The following is a 24,355-nucleotide window of genomic DNA, read 5'->3' as shown; positions in this document are numbered from 1 at the left end:
TTCTCTCTCAATTCCGGTTGATCATGCTCGCCAAAAATCCGGCTCCAAAGCCATTGTCAATATTCACGACGCTCACTCCGCTGGCACAGGAATTCAGCATGGATAAAAGAGCTGATATCCCTCCAAAGGATGCTCCATAGCCCACAGAGGTCGGAACTGCAATAACAGGACAGTCTGCAATGCCACCTATTACGCTGGCAAGAGCTCCCTCCATACCTGCAATGGCTACTATCGTCTTAGCAGTCATGATCTCATCCATGGCTTCCTTGTTAAAGAGCCTGTGAATGCCTGCAACTCCAATGTCGTAAAGCCTGACCACTTTGTTCCCATAGAACTCAGCTGTAATTGCAGCCTCTTCCGCCACAGGAATGTCACTGGTTCCGCCTGTTGCTATGACTATCTTGCCCTTAAGCTCAGATAAGGATTCTTTGAAAATCTCTTTGTATTCGCCATAGCTAAGGTAGGTGTCAGATCCGGAAAAGAGCTTTTCACCTGAAAAATCCTTTCCAAGGGCAATTCCAATCCGGGACATCTCGTCATAGACAAAACCGTGGGAGATCTCTGTCTTATTTTGGGCATAGAAATCCACTTTATCCTTGGACATTCTGGTTATCAAAACCCTTCCCTGTCCATGCGATAAAAAGTTCTCAGCTATGCTCAGAATCTGATCCGGGTTCTTACCCTCGCCGTAGATAACTTCAGGCTTTCCCTGACGAAGGGCTCTGTGATGATCAGGCCGTGCAAATCCCATGTCTTCAAAGGGTGCTTCCTTTAGCTTAAGCACCGCCTCATCTATAGATATGCTTCCCTCCTGAACAGAGGAAAGTAGCTTTTTGATGTCTTTTTCTTCCATAGAACACAGTCACCCTATATTATCAAACAAGCATATTAACCTAATTTAGATTTTAACATAAATAGGGAAAGTGTGCTAATATTTTCACAATTTAATAAATATTTAAAGAATAAATTCAGCCATGACGGTGTTGCTCACATCAAGGCCCTTGTCTGTGAGGCGAAGGTATGTGTTTTCCACGCTCTCACGGCCGGCTTCTGACCGGCTATACTCCAGAAGCCCCAGACCAGCATATTTATCGATTACCTCGCCGTAAACTTCCCATATATCCCTGCCAAACTGTCGTTTAAATTCCTCAATGCTGACGCCTTCTACCAGGCGAAGCCCCAGGAACATGAATTCTTCCATTTGCGCTTCAGGGGAAAGGATCTCACGGTCAACTTTAGACATTTGTGCATCCACATAGAGATGTATGTCTCTTACATTGCTCCAGCGCACATTATCTACCATGGAGGCTGCACCTATGCCAAGTCCAAGGTAATTCCCACGCTTCCAGTAAACCTTATTGTGGTAGCACTCATATTTTGGATCATCCTGTTCCCCAAGGGCATAATTTGAAATCTCATAGCGGTGATAGCCAAATCTGTCCAGTATCTCTTTTGTCTCGTGATACATGGCACGGTCGGTGTCCTCATCAGGAAGGTCCAGCTCCATGTCATAAAAAGGTGTTCCCTCCTCAAGGATCAGACTATAGGCCGAGATATGCTCAGGTTTCAGGGAAAGAACCTTCTCAAGAGTCTGAACATAAGACTTAAGGCTCTGCCCTGGAAGGGCGCTCATGACGTCCACGTTGATATTGTCAAAGCCGGCCTTTCTGGCATTTTCGAAGGTTTCAAAGAACATAGCGCCGGTATGGGCCCTGCCAAGCACCTTAAGTTCCTCATCATCAAGGGACTGAGCTCCGATGCTGAGCCTGTTAAAGCCTGCCTCTCTATAGGCAATAAGCTTATCAGACATAGCCGACGCAGGATTTACTTCTATGCTGATCTCCGCATTTTCTGCAACAGCAAAAGAGCTTTGAATAGTCTTCAGGGTGTCACATATCTTTTCCGCCTCCACAAAGGAAGGTGTTCCTCCGCCAAAGAATATGGACTTCACCAAAAGATCGCCACCCTTAGCCGACAGCATTATCTCCTTCTTAAGCGCTTCGAAGTACATCTCCACCACATCTTTTTTTGCATAAAAGGAAAGGAAGTCGCAATAATTGCACTTCCTTACACAAAACGGTATATGTACATAAATTGAGAGGTCTTTACTCATTTTTGTACCACCTTAGATCAGTCTGCATTGTCAAGCTTAAGGACACTTAAGAATGCGGACTGTGGCACCTCTACGTTTCCGATCTGGCGCATCTTCTTTTTGCCTTCCTTCTGCTTCTCAAGAAGCTTCTTCTTACGGGTGATATCACCACCGTAGCACTTGGCAAGAACGTCCTTTCTATAAGCCTTTACAGTCTCTCTGGCAATGACTTTTCCGCCGACGGAAGCCTGAATAGGTATCTCAAACAGATGCCTTGGGATCTCCTCCTTAAGCTTCTCGCACATCTTTCTGCCGCGCTCGTAAGCTCCGTCCTTATGTACGATGAAGGAAAGGGCATCCACTTCCTCTCTGTTGATCAGGATATCCAGCTTAACAAGGTCTGACTTCTCATAGCCTTTGAGCTCATAGTCAAAAGAAGCGTATCCCCTTGAACGTGACTTAAGGGCATCAAAGAAATCGTAGATGATCTCATTAAGTGGAAGCTCATACTTAAGGATAGCTCTGGTCTGCTCAATATAATCAGTACTTAAGTACTTTCCTCTTCTCTCCTGGCAAAGCTGCATAATGGCACCAACGTAATCTGTGGTAACCATGATCTCGCCGTTAACGATAGGCTCTTCCATGTAATCAATCTCTGAAGGATCAGGAAGATTGGTAGGATTGGTCAGATCAAATACTTCTCCGTCTGTCTTATGGACCTTATATACAACGGAAGGAGCTGTAGTAACCAGGTTAAGGTCATACTCCCTTTCCAGTCTCTCCTGTACAACCTCAAGATGAAGAAGTCCAAGGAAGCCTGCCCTGAATCCAAAGCCCAAAGCCTGTGAGGTCTCCGGCTCATAGAATAAAGAAGCATCGTTGAGCTGGAGCTTTTCCAGAGCATCACGAAGATCTGAATAATGAGCGGAATCTGCAGGATAAAGACCGCAGTAAACCATAGGCATGACCTTTTTGTATCCGGGAAGGGCTGCCTCGCAGGGCCTTGCGGAATCTGTTACTGTATCACCGACTCTTGTATCCTGAATGTTCTTGATGGAAGCAGTGAAGTATCCCACATCGCCGGCTGTAAGCTCATCACCGGGAACAAATCTTCCGGGAGCGAAGTAACCAACCTCAACAACCTCTGCCTCAGCAGAGGTGGCCATGAACTGAACCTTCATGCCCTTTCTGATGACACCGTCACGAACCCTTACAAAAACGATAACGCCTCTGTAGGAATCATAGATACTGTCAAAGATAAGAGCCTTAAGGGGCGCTGTAGCGTCTCCTTCCGGAGCTGGGATCCTGTGGACTACAGCCTCAAGAACGTCCTCGATATTGATTCCGTTCTTTGCAGAAATAAGTGGCGCATCCTGGGCCTCTATACCTATAACATCCTCAATCTCGTCCTTGACCTCCTGGGGCATGGCACTTGGAAGATCGATCTTATTGATAACCGGGAAAACATCCAGGTCATGATCCAATGCCATATATACGTTAGCAAGGGTCTGAGCCTCTACTCCCTGAGTTGCATCAACTACAAGGATTGCACCATCACAGGCTGCAAGACTTCTTGAAACCTCATATCCAAAGTCTACGTGACCGGGAGTATCTATCATATTGAAGGTATACTCTTCACCATCCTTAGCCTTATAGATCATTCTTACTGCCTGAGACTTAATGGTGATTCCTCTCTCACGCTCAATATCCATATTATCCAGGACCTGGTTCTGCATCTCCCTTAAAGTGAGAACTCCGGTCTTCTCTATCATTCGATCTGCAAGAGTTGACTTACCATGGTCAATATGTGCAACTATGCAAAAATTTCTAATCTTACTCTGATCCACTGTATATTCCTCTGTATTTCATATAATAAAAATGTGTACGCTGAATTATATCATATTTCTATTGACAGTCACAGCAATTTAAACTAAAATATTTCTACGTATGTGGCATTAACTGTCCGTGTCCGGCTTAATGCGCACACGAACATATAATATACAATAACACATTGATAATTTCGGAGGTAATTATGGCAAATATTAAATCCGCCAAGAAGAGAGTATTAGTTAACGAGAAGAAGGCTGCACAGAACCAGATGATCAAGTCTGCAGTTAAGACAGAGATCAAGAAGGTTAGAGCTGCTATCGAAGCTGGCAATAAGGAAGAGGCTGCTAAGGCACTCCTTGCTGCAACATCAGCAATCGACAAGGCTGAGTCAAAGGGCGTATTCAAGAAGAACACAGCTTCAAGAAAAGTTTCAAGACTTGCTCTTGCTGTTAACAAGATGTAATGATATAAGCGTTGCAAATAAAGAGGTCCGACATACTTGCATGTCAGACCTCTTTTTTTAGCAACCTGAACAAACATGAGGAAAAAAGAATCACGAATCGGAGCAATCCGTATATCATTACATCCCTTTAAGGATTCGAGTGACCTCGCTTTGCTTTCTCCTTCACTTCTTCCATACTTGAACTGTACTCAGGTGATGACATTGTAGGGTTTCCTGCGATAGTACGCTCTCTGTACCACTCAAAGAAATTTTTAACAGGTCCGGGAGTAAATCTTGCCATCATAACTCTGTACTTGGCATAGAGCTCCACAACTTCTTCTCTTGCATTTCCCACGTAAGAAGCCGGTTCCAGCTTCATCTTCTCTCTTACAATGTTAAAGGTTTTCTCAAGGTTATCACTGATGGCTTCCATTCTGTTTCCGATTCCGGAACCAATAGCACCCACTTTGCTGCCAACTGCATTTCCTAATCCTTCAACTCTGGATCCAACTGCACTGCCAATTCCGCCAACAGCATTTCCTATGCCATCAACTCTTGCCTCAATACCTTCGCGAACATCCTCTCCCTTGAAGGCAATGATGGCATCAAGGCGCTTCTGCATTCTGGACATCTCAGCCTTGGCCTTCTCCATGTATATAAGAACATCTTTAAGATCCAGTGCGGTCTTGAATGCCAGCACGAAGTCTGCACTCATAATGGCTGTGGTGACAATGGTCACAACAGAGATCACTCTGTAGGGGATTGATAAAAGAATCTTCTCTATGGGAAGTTGCAGATAATGGGTAAAGATAACGGTACAAAGTCCCCAGCAAAGAGTAGATTCCAGGCTTATATACCCCTTGTAATGGAATTTCTTATGGGAATAATCCCAGTACCGGACTTTGAAAAGAGTTTCCATCAAAACACCGGTAATATACTCAAGAGCCGTAGCGCCGACACATCCAGCCAGGTAGACCAGAAACACATTGTCATAAAAGGGCTTCGACACCACAAGCATCATTATTCCGCCACATCCATACAACGGCAAAAAGGGTCCACGCATGAACCCTCTGTTTACGAAATGCTTTTCATGAATTGTTACATAAGCCGTTTCAAAACACCAGCCGACAAAGCTGTAGAAAAAGAATAAGAATAACCACTGAGGTGGTTGATAATTAAACATTCTAGCAAACCTCTGATCGAAATATTACTGCTCTGGATTAGAGAAATCGATAACCGGATTCTCAGGAGCAGTTGTAGGCTCCACAGAAATAGCCTGGAGCACAGGGCCTTCGCCCTTGTATTCCTCAACGAACTGTTTTACAACCTTAGCTGTTACAAGTACCCAGTCCTTCTCCTTTAGCTCTTTTACCTTGTCGTAGTCGCAGGCAAAGCCAAGGAACTGCATATCCTGGGCGCAGCAGGTCATAGCCATTCTTCCGGGAACAAATCTTGTATCGCCGAACTCCTCAGGCTTTAAGACCATTCCCTTGAAACGGACATTCTTTCCCTCATATCTCTCAACGTGGTCAAGTGCATCCAGATAGAACATGCCATAGCCGTAGTTGTTGAGATCGATAGGATCGTCATTAAGGTCGAAGGGAAGATCCTCATCGAGAGTTACATCCACTTCACCGTTCATATCTTCAAAAATAATGTCTGCCTTCTGGTTGATGGCCTTAACGTTTCTCTTATAGGAAGCAAGATCCTCGATACCGTCACACCTGTTAAACAGGATCAGGTCTGAGTTTCTGATCTGCTCTGCCAAAAGAGATTTCATATTGCTGAAGTACAGCTCAAAACTGGAAGCATCAACAACTGTGATCTGCTGCTCCAGCTTCCACATGATAGGGAGCTTCATATTCTTGAAGTTCCACATACCGTTGTACTCCACAAGGATACGCTCCGGATTGTACTTGGCATCCAGCTTCATGAGGGCCTCGGGATTAAAGTCCTCTTCTTCCTCGATAACCTCTAAAACTGTATTAGTGTTCTTAAGGAGCTTCTCCTCGTAGTCATTCTCACCCTCCTCGCACACGATAAGAAGGGTCTTACCCTTTGTGCGGAAGTAGGGCTGAGCTATTGTATAGCGGAAAAAGTCTGTCTTTCCCGCGTCAAGAAATCCATTAATAATATATACGGGCTTCATCAATTCGGTTCCCTCTCAACAAATTAAAGTCTTCTGAACAGTTTCTGCAGATTGTCCTCGTTAAGCTCTGAGCCGATAACGCAGAACTTACCAGTAACGTCTGCTGCTCCATCTCTTACATCTGATTCGCCGGGAACATAGTCGAACTCGATCCATGCGCCGTCAACAGAAGGAACAACACCCTTTGTACGAAGAACGATTCCGAAGGTCTCCTCATCCTCAAGCTTAGAAAGCATACCTTCGATTTCTTCCTTAGTGTACTTAAGAGGAGTCTCCATACCCCAGCTCATGAAGATGTCATCTGCATCATGATGATGGTTATGCTCATGTTCATGGTCATGATCATGGTGATGATGCTCATGCTCATCGTGATCGTGGTGATGATGGTGCTCGTGATCATCTTCGTCATGGTGATGATGCTCATGGTCATGATCATGGTGATGGCACTCGCACTCCTCGTCATCGCACTCTCCGTCAGGATGAGCGCTATAGATTACTGAGCCATCCTCAGCAACGATCTTGTGAGCGCCGTGATCATGATGATGGTGATGATGCTCATGCTCCTGTTCCATAACCATCTTAAGAAGCTCTGCCTCAAGGTCATTGTTACCCTCGAAGGTATCCAAAATTTCTTTTCCTGTGATCTGATCAAGTGGAGTTGTGATAATAGTAGCCTTGTCGTTGTGCTGTCTGATAAGCTCTACAGCTGTCTCGATCTTAGCCTGATCAGCCTTATCAGTTCTTGTAAGAATGATTGTTCCGGCATTCTCGATCTGATTGATAAAGAACTCACCAAAGTTCTTGATGTATACCTTAGCCTTTGATACATCTACTACTGTAACGGCGCTGTTAAGCTCCATGTTCTCGTCAGCATCGGCGATATTCTGGATAGCTCTCATAACATCTGAAAGCTTGCCTACACCTGAAGGCTCGATAAGGATTCTCTCAGGTGCATACTGCTCCATAACTTGCTTCAGTGAAGTCTCGAAATCACCAACCAGCGAGCAGCAGATGCATCCTGAATTCATCTCTGTTATCTCAATGCCGGCCTCCTTAAGGAAACCACCGTCGATTCCAATCTCTCCAAATTCATTTTCAATAAGTACGACCTTTGTTCCGGCAAGAGCCTCTTTCAAAAGTTTCTTAATAAGAGTAGTCTTACCGGCACCAAGAAAGCCTGATATAATATCAATTTTTGTCATTTTATCTCCAATCTGCACAGATTTCTGTGCTATAACCACTACAACACATATATTCTATGCAGATGGCAAAGGAATGTCAAGAAAGCGCTTATTTATCAGCATTTTCAGCGTCTAAGCCATTACTCTTTTCCCCCGACGAATCATCTGTTTCACCTTGTTCATCCTGTAAAGAGTTATTACCGGTTTGATCATCTGTATCGACTTCCGTCTTTTTATCATCCGCAAGATCAGAGTCAGGAACAATACTCATAGTATTTCCGTCATCCGAAGTCAGATTCTCTTTTGCAGAAGAATCTTCTCGATCAACTGCATCTTCGCCTTCTAAAAGCTCTGCAGTTTCAGCCGAAAGCTCTTTTACCTTATCTTCAGATATCTCGTCCTCAGGCTCAGCCTCCGATTCCTCATCAAACTCATCATCCATATCGAAGCCAGATAACAAATCCACATTTCCGCCAAAGGAAACAAGTCTGGAGGTCAGCCCCTCAAAAAGATTACTGCCGGAAGTAACCATCATATGGGAGGTGGCCAGGTTTGTTGAAGAATTGGAAGAAGGCTGCATCTGGGTCACGTGATTGTACTTGGTGTACTGATCAGCAAAAGTAATCTTTGCTGCCACGATCTGACCATGGACCATCTTACAGTCAGGCTTATAACCTATAAGCTCACCCTCAGGAAGATCACAGTTCAGCACCATCTGAACAGTAGTTGTTATTTCACCCTTATGCCTGTCGTTGGCAACATTTATATCTGTTGTGCTTTCACCGTGCCAGCGGTTGGTTCCGGTAAATCTTCCACACATGGGACAGTTATACTTAAACACAGTTTCTCCGCCCCAGGTTTCACCGGTTGGTCCGCCCTTCTCAACTCCCTTGTTGGTGCTATAGGAATAAACAGTAACAGGTGTATAGCAGTCTCCATTGTGCTTATGATAATAGGGCTCATTAAAGCATCCGCCCTTTCTTTCGACCGGAACATAATCATCACCGCATTCAGCGGTGGTTCCATCTGTGTGGTAGTGGATCACATACTCTACCTTCCCAGCCATATCGCCGTTATCCAGCACGATCTGGGTGGGAATCTTTGTAATTGCTTCAGCTATCTCTGCAAATGAGGCGTCCTCTCTGATAGAAACATTCTTAGTGAGTAAGGCGGACGCCAGGAGTTTCTTACCCTTACTCACACGCCCAAAAACCTCATCAAGTCTTTCGTTCACATGGGCATTTTGTTTATCCATATAGGATTTGAGCTGATCAAAATCCCCCTGTACTGTTGTATTGATGGAGGAGAAATTTGCATCAATCTTGTTGTTCACACCGGTTATATTTGTGTCGATGGTGTCAAACCTTTTCTTGTTCTCAGTATTTCCTGCGTTGATATTGTTGGTAATGCTCTTTCCCATCTCGTCAACGTTTGTATTCATCTGAGCCAGGATCTTTGTTAGCTCAGCACTGAGCTTATTGATCTCGCTCTGGAAGCTTGTGAGCATCTCACTGTTCTGCTCTGAAAGCTTTTTATCTGATTCTGTAAGGGATTTTAAAAGAGCCTGATACTGCTCTTTCATTTCTTTGGAAAGAGTGCTGTTGCCATCACTCATCTGAGTAGAGAGATCATTCCTGGAATTGGTGAGCTGCTCTGAAAGCTCATTCTTACTGCTTGTAAGCTGCTCGGAAAGCGCCTTATCATCACTTTCAACCTTTTCAAAGAGCTTGTCATTACCCTCCTGGATCTCCTTGGAGAGCTTATCTGTCTGATCCTTACCCTGCTGTGAAAGAGCACCCTTCTCTTCCTTTGACTGCTTTGAGAGGGCATCGCTCTGGTTCTTTAGCTGCTGGGAGAGTTCATCTTTCTCTTCCTTGGACTGCTTTGAAAGAGCTTCGCCCTGGTCTTTTAGCTGCTGGGAGAGTTCATCTTTCTCTTCCTTGGACTGCTTTGAAAGAGCTTCGCCCTGGTCCTTTAGCTGTTTTGTGAGGGCTTCTCCCTGCTCCTTAGACTGCTGAGTAAGGGCATCGTTCTGGTCCTTTGACTGCTTGGATAGATCTTCATTCTGCTTACCCAGAAGCTTTTCAAGCTCTTTTATCAGCTCTTTTGTATTCTGCTGAGCCTGAGAATGCTGATCCTTGATATTATCAAGTTCACTTCCTATCTCAGCAAGCATCCTCTCACGATCCTGAGTTCCAGCCTGATCATTCTTTTCAATTATTTCCTTAAGTCTGTCGATATTTGTCTGAGTGCTTTCAATAGTCTCATGGAGTGTGTTTAAGTTGTTCCCAAGACCTGTAACCTTCTCATTCACATTGTTGGTGATCTTCTCAGTGTTCTTCTCATTTACTAAAGTGCTGTCTTTTCCAGCCTTCTCATAATATGAGCTGATGGAATCCTTGCTGTCTGTAATGGACTTATCAAGGCCATCAAGGTACTCTGAAAGCTCATCAAGCTTTTCTATTGTCTTTTCGTTGTTCTGTCTTTCACTTTCTTCCAGCTCCTGTTTTGCATTTGCTGTAACCACCGGAGTGCTGAAATAAATCAGTCCCCCACACAGGATCATGGCCATAACCACTGCAATTGCCACCACAACGGTGTCATGTCTTTTCAGCTTCCTTAAAAGAAGCTTCACTGAATTGTTCTGTTTTGCCCACTTTTCTCTTAACTTCATTTTTCATCCTTTCTTGTTGTCGCAACGTATGCAGAGACAGCAAAAAAGACCTGTGAAAAGACCTATGGCTCCCTACCACGTTGTTTTATTTTTAATTACTTAAAATGGGAATTTATCATCTGTTGGGGAGACACCCCTTGATGACAGCCGGTTGAATACCAGCGAAAACTTATTATACACAGTCTGATGAAAAATGCAAGAGGGAATTCCGGTTAATTTTTTAGCACACAAGAAAGAATGTCGCTTGCGACATTCTCGCGCCGAGCGCGGTTGCTGAAGGCAACATATTCCTATCGCGCGAGTGCGCATCCATAGCGGAGCGCTTTTTATGATATAGGAATTTCGGAGAAATATCCTATATCATAAAAAACCGCCACACTTTAGTGTGACGGCCTGTTGCTCTGATTAAAGGTCAACCTTAGGAAGCTTATCCAAAGACTTCTGAAGGTCTTCATCTGTAGGAATATAGTCAGTCATTTCTCTGTCGTTATACTTCTGATAGGCAACCATATCGAAATAACCAGTTCCTGTAAGACCGAATACGATGTTCTTCTCCTCACCTGTTTCCTTACACTTAAGTGCCTCGTCGATAGCTACGCGGATTGCATGGCTACTCTCTGGAGCAGGAAGAATACCTTCAACTCTTGCGAACATCTCTGCTGCCTCAAATACTGAAGTCTGCTCTACGCTTCTAGCCTTGATGATACCCTGATCATAAAGCTCAGAAACAACAGAGCTCATGCCGTGATAGCGAAGTCCTCCGGCATGGTTGGCTGAAGGAATAAAGCCACTTCCAAGTGTGTACATCTTAGCAAGAGGGCATACCTTTCCTGTATCGCAGAAGTCATAAGCATACTTACCTCTTGTAAGACTTGGGCAGGATGCAGGCTCTACAGCGATGATCTCGTAGTTGTTCTCTCCGCGAAGGATCTCTCCTGCAAATGGAGAAATAAGTCCACCAAGGTTTGATCCGCCGCCTGCGCAGCCAATGATCATATCAGCCTTGATGCCATACTTATCAAGAGCAGTCTTTGTCTCAAGACCGATAACTGACTGATGAAGAAGTACCTGAGAAAGAACTGAACCAAGAACATAGCGATAGCCTTCCTGGGTTGTAGCTGCCTCAACAGCCTCTGAAATAGCGCAGCCAAGACTTCCTGTTGTTCCAGGGAACTCAGCGTTGATCTTACGTCCAATCTCTGTTTCCATTGAAGGAGAAGGTGTTACCTTAGCTCCGTAGGTACGCATAACCTCGCGTCTGAAAGGCTTCTGCTCATATGAAACCTTAACCATATATACCTGGCAATCAAGATCAAAGTAAGAACATGCCATTGAAAGAGCTGTTCCCCACTGACCGGCTCCTGTCTCTGTTGTTACACCCTTAAGGCCCTGCTTCTTAGCGTAGTAAGCCTGAGCGATAGCGGAGTTAAGCTTGTGGCTTCCTGATGTATTGTTACCTTCAAATTTGTAGTAGATATGTGCAGGAGTCTGAAGCTTCTCCTCCAGGCAGTATGCCCTGACAAGTGGTGATGGGCGATACATTCTGTAGAAGTTCCTGATCTCCTCAGGAATATCAATAAATCTTGAGGTATCATCCAGCTCCTGCTCAGCGAGCTCTCTGCAGAAGATACCGGACAATTCATCTATAGTAACAGGCTGAAGAGTTCCGGGATTTAAGATCGGAGCAGGTTTCTTTTTCATGTCTCCCCTGACGTTGTACCACTGCTTTGGCATCTCGGATTCTTCAAGATAAATTTTGTAAGGTATTGTGCTCATTTTTCTCCCTCCATTACAATTCCCAAAAGAATACAAAAAAATACAAGTGCCATTTACATGACACTTGTATATAATAGCGTGTTTTACGGCATATAGTCAATGAATATTTTACCGCTTTAAAGTAGTGGAGAAATCAATTCTTTGGATCATTCTTCTTTTTATACTTAACATAGAGTTCACGGCCTCTCTCGCCAAGAACTGCGATGATAAGAACCCACCACCAGTTCATTCTCTTAGGCTTAACCGGTACCTCTGCTGCTGCAGCTGTAGCAGTATCATCATCTGTGATAGTTGCTGTGATGGTCTCTGCACCATCATTGTCGCCTACAGAATCTGCAAGGGCTACGCCTCCCTCAGGGATATCAGCCATTACGTTGCCTCCGGCATTTCCTGCGTCAGCTATCTGATCTGCTCCGCCACCTGCCTGGGCCGTTCCGCCGCCGGCGTTTCCGGTTACCTGTCCAGCTCCGCCTGCGTTTCCAGTTACCTGTCCAGCTCCGCCTGCTCCGGCATTTCCAGCATCAGCTATCTGTGCAGTGCCGTCAGCCTGAGCTGCTCCGCCATCTGCCTGTGCTGCTCCGCCGCCGGAAAGTCCTGCTGCCTGTATAGCATCAACTGCTGCCTGTGCTGCTCCGCCTGGAGTTCCGCCAAGTGCAGGTGTTGTATCAACGATCTGTGCTACAACTGCTCCACCGCCAACGCCTGTCGTGCCTGCGCCAGTTGTTCCTGTTGTGCCACCAGCACCGGTTCCTGTTCCGGCATCAACTACAGTACCACCTGTTCCGGCTCCACCAGTTCCAGTTCCACCAGTTGCTCCGCCAGCTTCGGTTCCACCAGTTCCAGTTCCACCAGCGCCACCTGTTTCACCAGTTGTTCCGCCTGCTCCGGTTCCGCCTGTGCTACCACCACCGGTTGTTCCGCCACCAGTTGTAGATGATCCGCCTGTTCCGGTTCCACCGCCAGTTCCAGCTCCACCACCGGTTGCTCCACCAGTTCCAGTTCCACCACCAGTTCCAGCTCCATCAGTTCCGGTTCCACCCTGGTTGTTTCCACCCTGGTTATTTCCACCCTGGTTGTTTCCGCCCTGGTTGTTTCCACCCTGGTTGTTTCCGCCCTGGTTGTTTCCGCCCTGGTTGTTTCCACCCTGGTTATTTCCACCCTGGTTGTTTCCGCCCTGGTTGTTTCCGCCCTGGTCGTTTCCGCCCTGGTTGTTTCCGCCCTGGTTGTTTCCACCCTGGTTATTTCCACCCTGGTTGTTTCCACCCTGGTTGTTTCCACCCTGGTTGTTTCCGCCCTGGTCGTTTCCGCCCTGGTTGTTTCCACCCTGGTTGTTTCCACCCTGGTTGTTTCCGCCCTGGTTGTTTCCACCCTGGTTATTTCCACCCTGGTTGTTTCCGCCCTGGTTGTTTCCGCCCTGGTCGTTTCCGCCCTGGTTGTTTCCGCCCTGGTTGTTTCCACCCTGGTTGTTTCCGCCCTGGTTGTTTCCGCCCTGGTTGTTTCCGCCCTGGTTGTTTCCGCCTGTTTCTTCCTCATCAGGAATAGCCACGCGTTTTAATCTGCTCCACCAGTTTGAAAGAGTTGTCTTGGCTGTATTGATTGCCTGTGAGACAGGTTGCAGTTTGTCTTTTACCACCTTGGTGAACTCAACAACTGTCATGCTGTCGAGACCTGCTTTTGTCTCGCCCTTCTCCTCATCCAGAGTAAGGTTCTTTACGTAATCAACAGCTGAAGAAGTACCAGCTCCGCTTATTCCGGCAAGAACTTCATCTGAATAAGTATTCCTGTCAGCTCTGCCCTGTGAATCTTTGGCATTTACATACTTATCATTTACTTCTGTTACTTCAGCCTTTATCTCTGTTCCAAGACTGCCCTGAATAACCTTACCATTATTCACATTGCAGATGTTTTGAACTGCAACATCAACCTGATCAAGAGTAGCCCTTGAATCTACCCAGTAAGAATTGTACTTGTTGAAAAGAGCTGCCGCATTATCCACATAAGTGTTGAGAGCAGTACTCTTATCAGCAAGGTCTGTGCCTCCATACTTACTGTTGATAATTGCATTTGATGCAACTACAATACCATTGCTTCCTGTAGCGTCATGTATCAGATTGTTCTGATTCTGAACTACTATTTCGAAATCAGCAACTGTTTTTTCTCCGCTCTTTATCAGTCTGTCTACCTGGTCTTTTGTCAGGTATCCTTCTGTACCATCTGCGTACTTATAGACACTCAGCGCACCCGGCTGACCATCTTTATAGTAATCCTTCCTAAGAGCATCTGAATTCTTTGACCACTCACTGTATGAAACAACTTTGTATTCTTTTCCGTCTAGTACGATCTTTGTTCCGTCAGCATTTTTAAGAGAATTATATTCCTCCGCTGAAATGTAGTGATTGATGGTCTGATTCTTCCCATTCACCTTTTCAGTTGTCTGGTACCTGTAGGCAGTGGTCAGGAAAGTATTAGCACCTATTTCATCCGCTGTTTTTTCAAAGACGAATATACCCTCTCCGGTATTATAATTGATGTTAGCGTAAGGATCTGTGGTAGTTGACGCTCTTTCAATACTATCCCAGTTAAAGTATCTGGTCTTTTCTACACCGTCAGCCTTATAGGTAACTGTTATATAATTATATTCCTGCTTATCAAGGTTCTTGGTGTTGGTCCACTGGAAATCGGTTATGACAACTCCATCGCCTTCAAGAGTTTGCAGGTAATAATTCTTAATAACTGAAGCTGCTTTCTTTCGCCTTGAATCATCAGTCTGAGCGCCGGAATTAAAGTTCCAGTCCGTTGCTTGTGTATCACCGGGAGCCTTCAGAGTTGCCAGGTCCCCAATACTACTCTGAAGTTCGTTAGCAAGATTTTTCTTGGTATTACTCAGTTTATTCTCAATAAGCTTGATCTGATTCTTAACAGCCTGTATTTCATCCTGCGCTTTGGCTGCGTAGGCATCGGCATCTGCAATGTTAGAGATTGCATCTGCTTCACCCTTAGCTCTCTTCTCCTCTGCTTTTGCAAGCTTGTCGTATGATCCGGTTCCATCCTCATTGGAAAGCCCCTCTACCGCTTTTTCAAAGGAATACAGATTGCCGTTTTTTACAATAACAGTCTCTTCTCCGGCTTCATTCAGCTCTATCTTGCCCTGTGCATCAACTTTAAGTGTTGCATTAAGGTTGGCTGCATATTGATCCAGTTCTTCCTGAAGATCCAAAAGTTTATTGAAAGCTTCAAGTCTTGATGCCCTGTCAAGGCTCTCATCTTCAGCCTTGGCAAGCTGCTCGTTAATAGCCTGCTGATGTTCATCTATCCAGCTCTGAGCTGCGCTTACCGTATCACTTACATCCTTCAGATTTTCACATGCATCTTTAGCATCAACAAGTGCTTCCCTTGCCAGGCCATCTGTTATTTCTCCTGTTGCACTGACATTTGAAACAATTTCGTGATAGCTTTCTTCAGCGGCCTTATTTGCTTCTTCATAATTTTCCAGTGACTCTTTTGCTTCTTTGACATTATCCAATGCGTCATTGAAATTCTTGATCGCAGAATCACTGGTAGCAGTATCATTAACAATAGCATTTGCCGCTGTTACTGCTTCGCCCATAAATTTCTTGGTATTGGAATTAGTGGTTCCGGCCTTATCAGCTTCCAGGTTTACACTGTTTTCTATAACCTCATTAGCTGTCTTGCTGGCAAGTCCAATACCGCTATCTTCTGTGGAATTCTGAACTATCTCCTGAACTGTAGGTGGTGCAGTCTGTGTGCTTCCGCCTTCACCTTCTGTCGAAGTATTCTCCTGTGTTCCGCCAGTTTCTCCAGAACCTGTATTTTCACCTGATCCTGCATTTTCTCCGGATCCCGCACTTTCCCCTGAGCCTGTGTTTTCTCCGGATCCTGCACTTTCTCCGGAACCTGCATTCTCTCCGGATCCCGCATTTTCACCTGATCCTGCGCTTTCTCCAGAACCTGCACTTTCTCCTGATCCGGAATTATCCTGAGGAGTTTCTCCACTTATCGCTGCTATGGCGTTATCAGCAGATTCCTGCATGTGCTCTGTTTGCACCTCATATTCATATGTATTTTCCTGAGTTACAGTATCCTCTGTTGAAGAATTATCACCGGGATTCTCTCCGGGATCACCCTCTCCAGGATTTGCTGCATAGGCTGTAAAAGGTGTCTGTAACATCATCATCGATGATATTCCAATAACCATAGCCGAAACGAGTTTTCTGTTTTTAACATGTTTCTTCATCATATCAACACCTCACTTAATGACATCACCAAACTATTTTCTTACTGCTCCTCACTCTCGCCATCATCCTCAAGATCTGCGCCTATCTGCTCGAAAAGATACTGCAAAACATCAGGAGTAAATTTCCTTGCCTTAAACGCAACAGATTTCTTTTCTCCCATTTCCTTGTCCTCACGTACTGATTCTGCGTACATGATCATTGTTTCTGCAACGATGATCACATCTCTGCCCACAAGATTAGGAATCCGCTTGTCCACGGTGATCGCTATGCCCAAAGGGCTTATGTTTTTCACCTGGCCAAAATACCTTGCCAGTGTCTGCTTATCAACGATCACACTGTTTGCTAAAAACTCAACTCTGTTAATGGTTCTGCGTTCTTCCATGTCTTTTTACCTCCTGGTGTCTTCGTTATTATTATAATTTTTGCACAATCATAAAAATCATCATATTTGCAATATTACGTGTACTTTGTGATACATTTCAGAATAATTTTAGTTTTTTAATAACTTGTTTATACTTTTTCCCACTTAAAACCTTTTGCCAAAGTCATGCTTCTGGATTCCTCCATTGGCATTGGCTTTCCAAAGTAGTAGCCCTGAGCCCTCTCACAGCCAATATCCTTTAGGAACTGGAAATGCTGCTCAGTTTCACATCCTTCGCACAGCGGAGATACACCCATAGCCTTGGCGCCTTCCACAATGTAAGTCATGATCTTTCCGGTCTTTGGATTATTATCAAGACTCCTTAGGAATACCATATCAAGCTTCAGTACATCGAAACTGTACTCCGCGATGGTATTCAGCGATGAATAGCCTGAGCCGAAGTCATCGATCCAAATGTGATATCCAAGATCTCTCATTCTCGAACATTCTGACTTGATAAATCCAGCGTTCGAATTAAGTGCACTCTCCGTGATCTCAAGGTCCAGCATGTTTTTAGGTACACCATATTTTTCTCTGGTTGCCTCTACAATGCCGAAGATATCGCATAGTTCAAAGTCCAATCTGGAGATATTTAAGGAGACAGGAACAATTTCTTTTCCCTCCTCAGACATCCGTGCATAATCCTGACATACCTTCCTGATAACGTAAGTGTCCACCAGATGGATCAGGTGATACTGCTCCAGCGTGTCGATGAAATCTCCCGGAGACAACATTCCATAGTTAGGATCGATCCATCTTACCAGCGCCTCATAACCACATATCTCTCCGGTCTTAACCCTTACCACCGGCTGGTAGTAAACCTTTATGTACTCCTTCTCGATGGCTTCATCAATGTGATCAATGACATACTGCTGTCTGCGAAGATTGTCACGAAGCATCTCGTCGTAGATGCAATAGTTTATGTCATGGCGGTTCTTGATGCTGTTGCAGGCAAGACGGGCATGATCACAGGCAAGGCCTATCTCGGATCTTCTGTCATCCATGTAGTAGATGCCGGCTTTTACTCTGACCTTCTTGTTTACATCGTCAGCAAGAAGCATCTTTTTCTGGACATCAACAACCTTATTGACTACATCATTCTTGTTTCCTACAGTGCACACAACAAAGTGGTCATCAGAAAACCTTGAGATTATGCTTCCTACGTTGAACTCGCTAAGTATCGCATTGGCAAGGTCACATAACAGCTCGTCTCCAAGCTTGAAGCCGTTTCTCTCATTGAAAAGTTTAAAATTTGGAATATCAAAGTGAACAAAAGAAATATCCTCTCTCCAGCTCTCATGGGAGCCAAGAAGGATTGATGCCTTCTGGTAGAAAAAAGACATATTAAGAAGGCCTGTCAGTTCATCGGTCTCAGCAGTACTGGTGAGAATCTCAGCCTCTGCAAAGGAATTCCGATTTTTGTTGAAGTACTCATTCTTGTCTACATCAACGATATAGACATAGAAAAAGCTCTTTCCATCCTCCCGGTGCAGGAGATGCCCAAAGTCCTCCACATACCTCACATCACCGTTTTTTGTGATGATACGGTAGCGGATATAGTCATGTTTCTTTTCACCGAAAAGAGTCTGTGACTGTATCTGATTCTGTATCCTGTTAAAGTCTTCAGGATGAACCATACCCTGGAAAGTACCGCCTGTATGTACTATGAACTCGCCCATGTTTTCGCAGCCATACATAGCAAGAACATTAGGGCCAGCATAAAGAACGTTCTCATGGCCACCGGCCTCATAAATAAAAAAGCCGCCCGGCAGACCGATCGGAATAATCCCACTTATCCCCGCGTCAAAAAATCTCTTTTCCATACGCATACCTCCTGTACGTATTATTATAACGCGTAAAAACGGAATTCTCCACATGTGTGCATAAAAAAAGAGTGCTGATATACGGATTGCTCCGTATAAAGCACCCTTTGAATCCCTATATCAGCGAAGTTTCCAGATATCTCTGTTGTATTCCGCAATTGTTCTGTCGGAGGAGAAGTAGCCAGCCTTTGCAATGTTGGTGAGCATCATTCTCTTCCACTTATCTCTCTTTTCATAATCAGCAAAGATCTCGTCCTTCTTGGCAATGTAGCTTTCAAGGTCGATAAGAGTCATGAACCAGTCCTTGTTAAGGAGCTCATCCTGGAGTCTCTTAAGGTTCTCCTTATGGCCAACCTTCAGGCACTCTTTGCTGGTGATGAAGTCAACTGCTTCCTTGATCACCTTGCTCTTCTTGTAGTAATCCTTTGAAACGTAGTCAGCCTTCTTGTAGTGCTGGATTACCTCGTCTGCCTTTACACCGAAGATATAGATATTGTCATCACCTACAAGGTCGTGGATCTCAACGTTCGCACCGTCATCTGTTCCAAGAGTTACAGCACCGTTAAGCATGAACTTCATGTTACTTGTTCCAGATGCCTCTTTTGATGCAAGAGAGATCTGCTCTGATACATCGCAGGCAGGAATGAGCTTCTCAGCATAGCTTACGTTGTAGTTCTCAACCATGATCACCTTCATGTACTGGTTAACATCAGGATCGTTGTTAATGATCTCCTGAAGAACCAAAAGAAGATGGATAATGTCTTTTGCTATAACATAAGCAGGAGCTGCCTTTGCACCAAAGATGAATGTAAGAGGTCTTGCAGGCTTCTTGCCACCCTTGATCTCCAGATATTTGTGAATGATGTAAAGGGCATTCATCTGCTGACGCTTGTACTCGTGAAGTCTCTTTACCTGAATATCAAAGATTGATTCAGGATCAACTTCAACACCCTCATGTTCCTTAAGGTAAGCCACAAGCTCTTTCTTCTTCTGCATCTTGATGGACTCAAGCTCATTCAGAACATTCTCATCCTCGATGTGATCAAGGAGCTTCTCAAGCTTGTTGGCATCCTTCTTGAAGCCGTCGCCAATTGTGGCTGAAAGGAAATCAGCAAGAGGATGGTTGCAGGAAAGAAGCCATCTTCTGAAGGTGATTCCGTTTGTCTTATTGTTGAACTTCTCAGGATAGAGCTTGTAGAAATCGTTAAGCTCTGAATCCTTGAGGATATCTGTATGGATTGCAGCAACACCATTGATTGAGAAACCATAATGGATGTCGATGAAAGCCATGTGTACTCTCTTATCCTTGTCGATGATCTGGATCTTTGGCTTTCTTGGGTACTTCTCACGGATTCTCTTATCAAGCTCCTTGATGTAAGGAACAAGCTGAGGAACAACCTTCTCAAGGTAAGAAAGTGGCCATGTCTCAAGGGCCTCAGCGAGGATAGTATGGTTTGTATATGCGCAGGTCTTGCTAACAACTTCAATGGCATCGTCCATGCTGAACGCCTTATCCTCAACCAGGATCCTTACAAGCTCAGGGATGATCATGGTTGGATGAGTGTCGTTGATCTGGATTACAGCATGCTTATAGAGCTCGTGAAGATCGTACTGACGCTCCTTCTGCTCTCTAAGAATCAGCTGTGCAGCATTTGAAACAAGGAAGTACTCCTGGTAGATACGAAGGAGATTTCCAGCCTCATCTGAATCATCAGGGTACAGGAACAGTGTAAGGTTCTTGTCGATCTTGGTCTTGTCGAAATCTATGCCCTTCTTTACAAGGCTCTCATCAACTGACTCGATATCAAACAGACGCAGCTTATTTACTCCTGTATCATAGCCCACAACGTTCATGTTGTAGAGACGGGATACAACCTTCTTTTTGCCAAAAGAAACTTCGAAAGTAGTGTCAGTTTTCTCAAGCCATGACTGCTCTTCAATCCAGTCATTCTTCTCAGCGCACTGAAGATGATCCTTGAATACCTGCTTGAAAAGACCAAAGTGGTAGTTAAGACCAATTCCCTCTCCTGCCATTCCCAGGGTTGCAATTGAATCAAGGAAGCATGCTGCAAGTCTTCCAAGTCCACCATTTCCAAGTGAAGGCTCAGGCTCGCACTCCTCGATGGCAGCAAGGCTCTTTCCGTTCTTCTCCAGGATCTCTTTTACCCTGTCGTAGACGCGAAGGTTTATGAGATTGTTGGAAAGAAGCTTTCCAATAAGGAACTCCATTGAAATGTAGTAAACCTTCTTCTCCCCGTTATATACTTCTGCAACATCCATAAGACGTGTTGTCATCTCAAGAAGTATGTAGTAGGTCTCCTGATCTGTGCAGTCCTTAAGGCTCTTCCCGAACTTCTCCTGAGCAAGCTCCTCAAGCTGACCTTCAAGATTAGTTACAAGAACGTCTCTCTGCATATTAGTGTGTTTAGCCATTTTGTTTCTCCTCTCGTACTTTTGTGTAACGATTATTTCGTAGCTTTATATTTCTAGGAAAACGTTTTCTGAATCATGTGAGTTTAGTGTAGCACAGGAAAACGTTTTCCGCAAGTTCTTTTTTCAGCAGATGATATCTTCATATTTAAGTCTGACTAAGGTGTGGGGAATGGTGACCTTTCGGCCTTCCTCTCCCTGGAGCAGTCGGTTTAGTTCGTCCAGGGCCGCCTCGGAGATCTTCACAAAGTCCTGTTTGACTGTGTTCATCTGCTTTCCCACATAGCCCATAAGAATGATTCCGTCAAAACCGCAGACCGGACGGAAAATATCCATATCTATCAGGGCCTTCATGGCACCGATAGCCATCATATCTGAGGCGCAGACTACGCAGTCGGTGTTCTTTGCATATTTCATAGCAAGCTGTCTTGCTTTTAGCTCGGAGAACTGCCCACAGCGTACCGTCAGCTTAAGTTTCTTTTCCTCGCAAAGCTTCTTGATGCCTGCAAGGCGCTCAGCGGTGATATATCCGATCTCTTCGCCGGAGATGTAAAGGACCTTCTTGCACTTATTCTCTGTTATGGTCTTCTTTGCCACATCGTACTGGGCCTTTGCATTGTCTACGCTGACTGATGAGGTGGTGGCGTTGACCATTGGCGCATCTATGACAACCATCTTGAAGCGTCCGCTGTTTATCAGCTTGTGGACCACTTTATCCTTAGTTGTCATGCCATAGACGATGATGCCTTTGATGCCCTGGGATTCAAAGTAGCTGGTGACTTCATCTACGGTCATGTCCTCGATCATGGATGTGAAGACTGTGATAACATCCATCTGCAGCTCTTTTGCCCTGTGTACTGCACCCGAGATATATTGCATGCTGATCTCGTCACTGGCCTGAGTGTTGAGATTCAGTTTGATAAGAAGTGCAACTCTTCCGGTCCTCTTGGAGGAAAGGCTCGCAGCTACTGCATTGGGCACAAAGCCAAGCCTGTCAACCACGTCATTGACCTTCTTTTTGGTTGCTTCGCTTACATTTGGATAATTGTTAAGGACCTTGGAAACCGTGGAGATTGCGACCCCCGCTTCCTTAGCCACATCCTTAATTGAAACCATATGTTACTCCGTTCGTGAGTTATGATTGGTAATAATGGTAATTTCGGAAATCGTTTTCCGCACACAATCTATCTTAATCATTCCTGACATTTTTGTCCAATTAAAATAAAATGAAATCAGGGAAAAAAGGCCCCGGCATTTTCTGCCGGAGCCCGTAATTTGTGTGATTTTCTATTATGCCATAAGCATTCTGAACATCTCGATAACCTGTTCCTTTGTTGCCTCTCTTGGGTTTCCTGGATAGCAAGCATCGTTGAGAGCATCAGTAGCAAGAGTATCAAGATCCTCTTCCTTGATCTTATCGAGAGTTGTAGGAATTCCAACATCTGCTGAAAGCTTCTTAACAGCTTCGATAGCAGCATCTCTGTACTCTTCCTGGGACATATCGTCAACGCCCTTTACGCCCATTGCTCTTGCAACTTCACGAAGTCTCTCGCCTGTGTACTCACGGTTGAACTCCATTGAGATTGGAAGGAACATTGCACATGCAACACCGTGTGGTGTGTCATAGTGAGCAGAAAGTGTGTGAGCCATAGCATGGTCAATACCAAGACCAACGTTTGAGAATCCCATTCCTGCAATGTACTGTCCAAGAGCCATTCCTTCACGTCCTGACTGCTTGTTCTCTACTGCATCGCGAAGGTTCTGAGAGATAAGTCTGATAGCCTCTAAGTGGAACATATCTGTCATCTCCCAAGCTGCTCTTGTTGTATAACCTTCGATAGCATGTGTAAGAGCGTCCATACCAGTTGCAGCAGTAAGACCCTTAGGCATTGAAGCCATCATCTCAGGATCAACTACAGCTACGATAGGCATGTCATGTGTATCTACACATACAAACTTTCTTTCCTTCTCAACGTCAGTGATAACGTAGTTGATAGTAACCTCTGCAGCTGTTCCTGCTGTTGTAGGTACTGCGATGATTGGAACGCAAGGGTTCTTTGTAGGAGCAACACCCTCAAGTGAACGAACATCAGCAAACTCAGGGTTTGTGATGATGATACCGATAGCCTTTGATGTGTCCATTGAAGAACCGCCACCAATAGCAACGATGCAGTCAGCACCTGACTTCTTGAATGCTTCTACACCATTCTTAACGTTTTCGATTGTTGGATTGGGTTTGATATCTGAATAGATCTCGTAAGGGATTGAAGCCTTATCCAAAAGATCAGTAACCTTGCCGGTTACACCAAACTTTATAAGGTCAGGATCAGAAGCAACAAATGCCTTCTTGAATCCTCTTGAATTGATCTCGGTAACTACCTCACTGATAGCACCTGCACCATGATAAGATGTCTGATTAAGTGAAATTCTGTTTGCCATATTTCCTCCTTCTTTCTTTTCCCAACTGTATTGTGTGTTAAATAATTAACAGCACTGGAATAATTATAGCATCCGGAAATTGAGGAAATAAGTTACAGTTATGTCAATTTGTAACTCTACAAGAGTCCAATCTCTTTATAGAGTTCCATTATTGGCTGGGGCATTGCATCAATCATAAGGTCCGCCAGTTCCGCCTCTGACTCCTTCATGCCCTTCATCAGCCACTGAACAGTCATATAAACCGAGGACTGACAATACATCTCCAAAAGTTTTCTGATCTTGTATTCCGGAAGCTGACCTGTCTTTTCCCTGATAAGAGCACAGTAAAACTCAAAGATCATGAAGAAATCATGCTCTTTTAAGTTGTTCTGCTCATCCCCTTTAAATCCGGCAGTAAAAAAGAGTCTCTCCTGCCTGATGTAAGTAAACTTCTTGATCAGGCCTTCCCTAATGGTCTCACCCTTGCCCATCTCCTTAAAAGACTGCTCCAAAAGACGGTCGAAGTACCAGTTGATAAGGTCGTATTTATCTATAAAGTTCCGATAAAAGCTCTGCCTGGAAACTCCGCATTCAGCAACTATCTGCTTTACTGTGATATTCTCCACAGAAGTGGTCTTCATGCAGGTTTTCATTGCCTCAGCCAGCTTATATTTGATCTCTGAACCTTTGATTTCTGTATTCATAGTAATTAAGCCTCGGTAGAATTTGTCGTCCTTTCTAAGTTTATCATCCAGATTTATGGGTATCAAGGACGGCTTGGCGGCCACAGACTGATTTGAATCTGCGCAAATCAAAGGGGACGGTTCTTTCGTTCCAATACTGGAACGAGAGAACCGTCCCCT

General features: G+C 44.7%; 16 protein-coding genes. 1 reads left to right on the top strand and 15 read right to left on the bottom strand.

Annotated features, from left to right (window positions below):
• Positions 1 to 7: 7 nt before the first annotated feature.
• The 3 genes from larB to lepA all read right to left on the bottom strand — a co-directional run bounded on the left by larB (position 8) and on the right by lepA (position 3,939).
• Positions 8 to 853 carry a nickel pincer cofactor biosynthesis protein LarB gene (gene larB / locus BO18_RS11655; protein WP_034446371.1) on the bottom strand — a complete coding sequence of 282 codons (846 nt, stop codon included), beginning with the start codon at positions 851 to 853 and terminating at the stop codon, positions 8 to 10.
• A gap of 102 nt (positions 854 to 955) precedes the next feature.
• Complete coding sequence (gene hemW, locus BO18_RS11650) at positions 956 to 2,113, bottom strand: radical SAM family heme chaperone HemW (RefSeq protein ID WP_034446369.1); 1,158 nt, start codon at positions 2,111 to 2,113, stop codon at positions 956 to 958.
• Between the two features lie 17 nt (positions 2,114 to 2,130).
• Complete coding sequence (gene lepA, locus BO18_RS11645; protein ID WP_034446367.1) at positions 2,131 to 3,939, bottom strand: translation elongation factor 4; 1,809 nt, start codon at positions 3,937 to 3,939, stop codon at positions 2,131 to 2,133.
• A 185-nt stretch (positions 3,940 to 4,124) separates the two neighbouring features.
• Between lepA and rpsT the strand changes: the two genes are divergently transcribed.
• Positions 4,125 to 4,385, top strand: a complete 261-nt coding sequence (rpsT, locus tag BO18_RS11640; protein ID WP_034446366.1) for a 30S ribosomal protein S20 — start codon at positions 4,125 to 4,127, stop codon at positions 4,383 to 4,385.
• Between the two features lie 127 nt (positions 4,386 to 4,512).
• Here the strand turns inward: rpsT and BO18_RS11635 are convergent, their stop codons facing one another.
• The 12 genes from BO18_RS11635 to BO18_RS11580 all read right to left on the bottom strand — a co-directional run bounded on the left by BO18_RS11635 (position 4,513) and on the right by BO18_RS11580 (position 24,196).
• On the bottom strand, positions 4,513 to 5,547 hold the full coding sequence (locus tag BO18_RS11635; protein ID WP_034446364.1) for a putative ABC transporter permease: 1,035 nt from the start codon (positions 5,545 to 5,547) through the stop codon (positions 4,513 to 4,515).
• A 24-nt stretch (positions 5,548 to 5,571) separates the two neighbouring features.
• Positions 5,572 to 6,513, bottom strand: coding sequence for a TIGR03943 family putative permease subunit (locus tag BO18_RS11630; protein ID WP_034446363.1), 942 nt, complete (start codon positions 6,511 to 6,513; stop codon positions 5,572 to 5,574).
• A gap of 23 nt (positions 6,514 to 6,536) precedes the next feature.
• Positions 6,537 to 7,715 (bottom strand): GTP-binding protein, encoded by a 1,179-nt coding sequence (locus tag BO18_RS11625; RefSeq protein ID WP_034446362.1) that lies wholly within the window; start codon positions 7,713 to 7,715, stop codon positions 6,537 to 6,539.
• An 88-nt stretch (positions 7,716 to 7,803) separates the two neighbouring features.
• Positions 7,804 to 10,368, bottom strand: a complete 2,565-nt coding sequence (locus BO18_RS11620) for a hypothetical protein (RefSeq protein WP_034446361.1) — start codon at positions 10,366 to 10,368, stop codon at positions 7,804 to 7,806.
• A 405-nt stretch (positions 10,369 to 10,773) separates the two neighbouring features.
• Positions 10,774 to 12,144 (bottom strand): TrpB-like pyridoxal phosphate-dependent enzyme, encoded by a 1,371-nt coding sequence (locus BO18_RS11615; protein ID WP_034446360.1) that lies wholly within the window; start codon positions 12,142 to 12,144, stop codon positions 10,774 to 10,776.
• Between the two features lie 133 nt (positions 12,145 to 12,277).
• Positions 12,278 to 16,402: a hypothetical protein gene (locus BO18_RS32720; protein WP_051688675.1), complete on the bottom strand. Its 4,125-nt coding sequence runs from the start codon at positions 16,400 to 16,402 to the stop codon at positions 12,278 to 12,280.
• 38 nt (positions 16,403 to 16,440) lie between these two features.
• The gene (locus BO18_RS11605; RefSeq protein WP_034446358.1) at positions 16,441 to 16,782 is read right to left on the bottom strand and encodes a hypothetical protein; all 342 of its coding nucleotides are present in this window, start codon (positions 16,780 to 16,782) and stop codon (positions 16,441 to 16,443) included.
• Positions 16,783 to 16,910: 128 nt separating this feature from the next.
• The gene (locus BO18_RS11600; RefSeq protein ID WP_051688674.1) at positions 16,911 to 18,644 is read right to left on the bottom strand and encodes a sensor domain-containing phosphodiesterase; all 1,734 of its coding nucleotides are present in this window, start codon (positions 18,642 to 18,644) and stop codon (positions 16,911 to 16,913) included.
• 120 nt (positions 18,645 to 18,764) lie between these two features.
• A complete protein-coding gene (locus BO18_RS11595) occupies positions 18,765 to 21,077 on the bottom strand; it encodes a glycogen/starch/alpha-glucan phosphorylase (RefSeq protein ID WP_081860997.1) in 2,313 nt (770 codons plus the stop codon).
• A gap of 123 nt (positions 21,078 to 21,200) precedes the next feature.
• Positions 21,201 to 22,190 carry a LacI family DNA-binding transcriptional regulator gene (locus BO18_RS11590; protein ID WP_034446357.1) on the bottom strand — a complete coding sequence of 330 codons (990 nt, stop codon included), beginning with the start codon at positions 22,188 to 22,190 and terminating at the stop codon, positions 21,201 to 21,203.
• 174 nt (positions 22,191 to 22,364) lie between these two features.
• Entirely contained in the window at positions 22,365 to 23,513 is a 1,149-nt protein-coding gene (fucO, locus tag BO18_RS11585) for a lactaldehyde reductase (protein WP_034446356.1), read from the bottom strand.
• A 116-nt stretch (positions 23,514 to 23,629) separates the two neighbouring features.
• Positions 23,630 to 24,196: a TetR/AcrR family transcriptional regulator gene (locus BO18_RS11580; protein WP_034446355.1), complete on the bottom strand. Its 567-nt coding sequence runs from the start codon at positions 24,194 to 24,196 to the stop codon at positions 23,630 to 23,632.
• Between the last annotated feature and the right edge of the window lie 159 nt (positions 24,197 to 24,355).

It is taken from the genome of Butyrivibrio sp. AE2032, assembly GCF_000702965.1.
This window is presented reverse-complemented; position numbering and strand designations above follow the sequence as displayed.

Excerpts from the sequence above, each read along its gene's own strand:
- BO18_RS11590 (WP_034446357.1), bottom strand. The coding sequence starts at position 22,190 with ATGGTTTCAATTAAGGATGTGGCTAAGGAAGCGGGGGTCGCAATCTCC.
- BO18_RS32720 (WP_051688675.1), bottom strand. The coding sequence starts at position 16,402 with ATGATGAAGAAACATGTTAAAAACAGAAAACTCGTTTCGGCTATGGTT.
- BO18_RS11580 (WP_034446355.1), bottom strand. The coding sequence starts at position 24,196 with ATGAATACAGAAATCAAAGGTTCAGAGATCAAATATAAGCTGGCTGAG.
- BO18_RS11600 (WP_051688674.1), bottom strand. The coding sequence starts at position 18,644 with ATGGAAAAGAGATTTTTTGACGCGGGGATAAGTGGGATTATTCCGATC.
- BO18_RS11595 (WP_081860997.1), bottom strand. The coding sequence starts at position 21,077 with ATGGCTAAACACACTAATATGCAGAGAGACGTTCTTGTAACTAATCTT.
- larB (WP_034446371.1), bottom strand. The coding sequence starts at position 853 with ATGGAAGAAAAAGACATCAAAAAGCTACTTTCCTCTGTTCAGGAGGGA.
- fucO (WP_034446356.1), bottom strand. The coding sequence starts at position 23,513 with ATGGCAAACAGAATTTCACTTAATCAGACATCTTATCATGGTGCAGGT.
- BO18_RS11625 (WP_034446362.1), bottom strand. The coding sequence starts at position 7,715 with ATGACAAAAATTGATATTATATCAGGCTTTCTTGGTGCCGGTAAGACT.
- hemW (WP_034446369.1), bottom strand. The coding sequence starts at position 2,113 with ATGAGTAAAGACCTCTCAATTTATGTACATATACCGTTTTGTGTAAGG.
- BO18_RS11620 (WP_034446361.1), bottom strand. The coding sequence starts at position 10,368 with ATGAAGTTAAGAGAAAAGTGGGCAAAACAGAACAATTCAGTGAAGCTT.
- BO18_RS11635 (WP_034446364.1), bottom strand. The coding sequence starts at position 5,547 with ATGTTTAATTATCAACCACCTCAGTGGTTATTCTTATTCTTTTTCTAC.
- BO18_RS11605 (WP_034446358.1), bottom strand. The coding sequence starts at position 16,782 with ATGGAAGAACGCAGAACCATTAACAGAGTTGAGTTTTTAGCAAACAGT.
- rpsT (WP_034446366.1), top strand. The coding sequence starts at position 4,125 with ATGGCAAATATTAAATCCGCCAAGAAGAGAGTATTAGTTAACGAGAAG.
- BO18_RS11630 (WP_034446363.1), bottom strand. The coding sequence starts at position 6,513 with ATGAAGCCCGTATATATTATTAATGGATTTCTTGACGCGGGAAAGACA.
- BO18_RS11615 (WP_034446360.1), bottom strand. The coding sequence starts at position 12,144 with ATGAGCACAATACCTTACAAAATTTATCTTGAAGAATCCGAGATGCCA.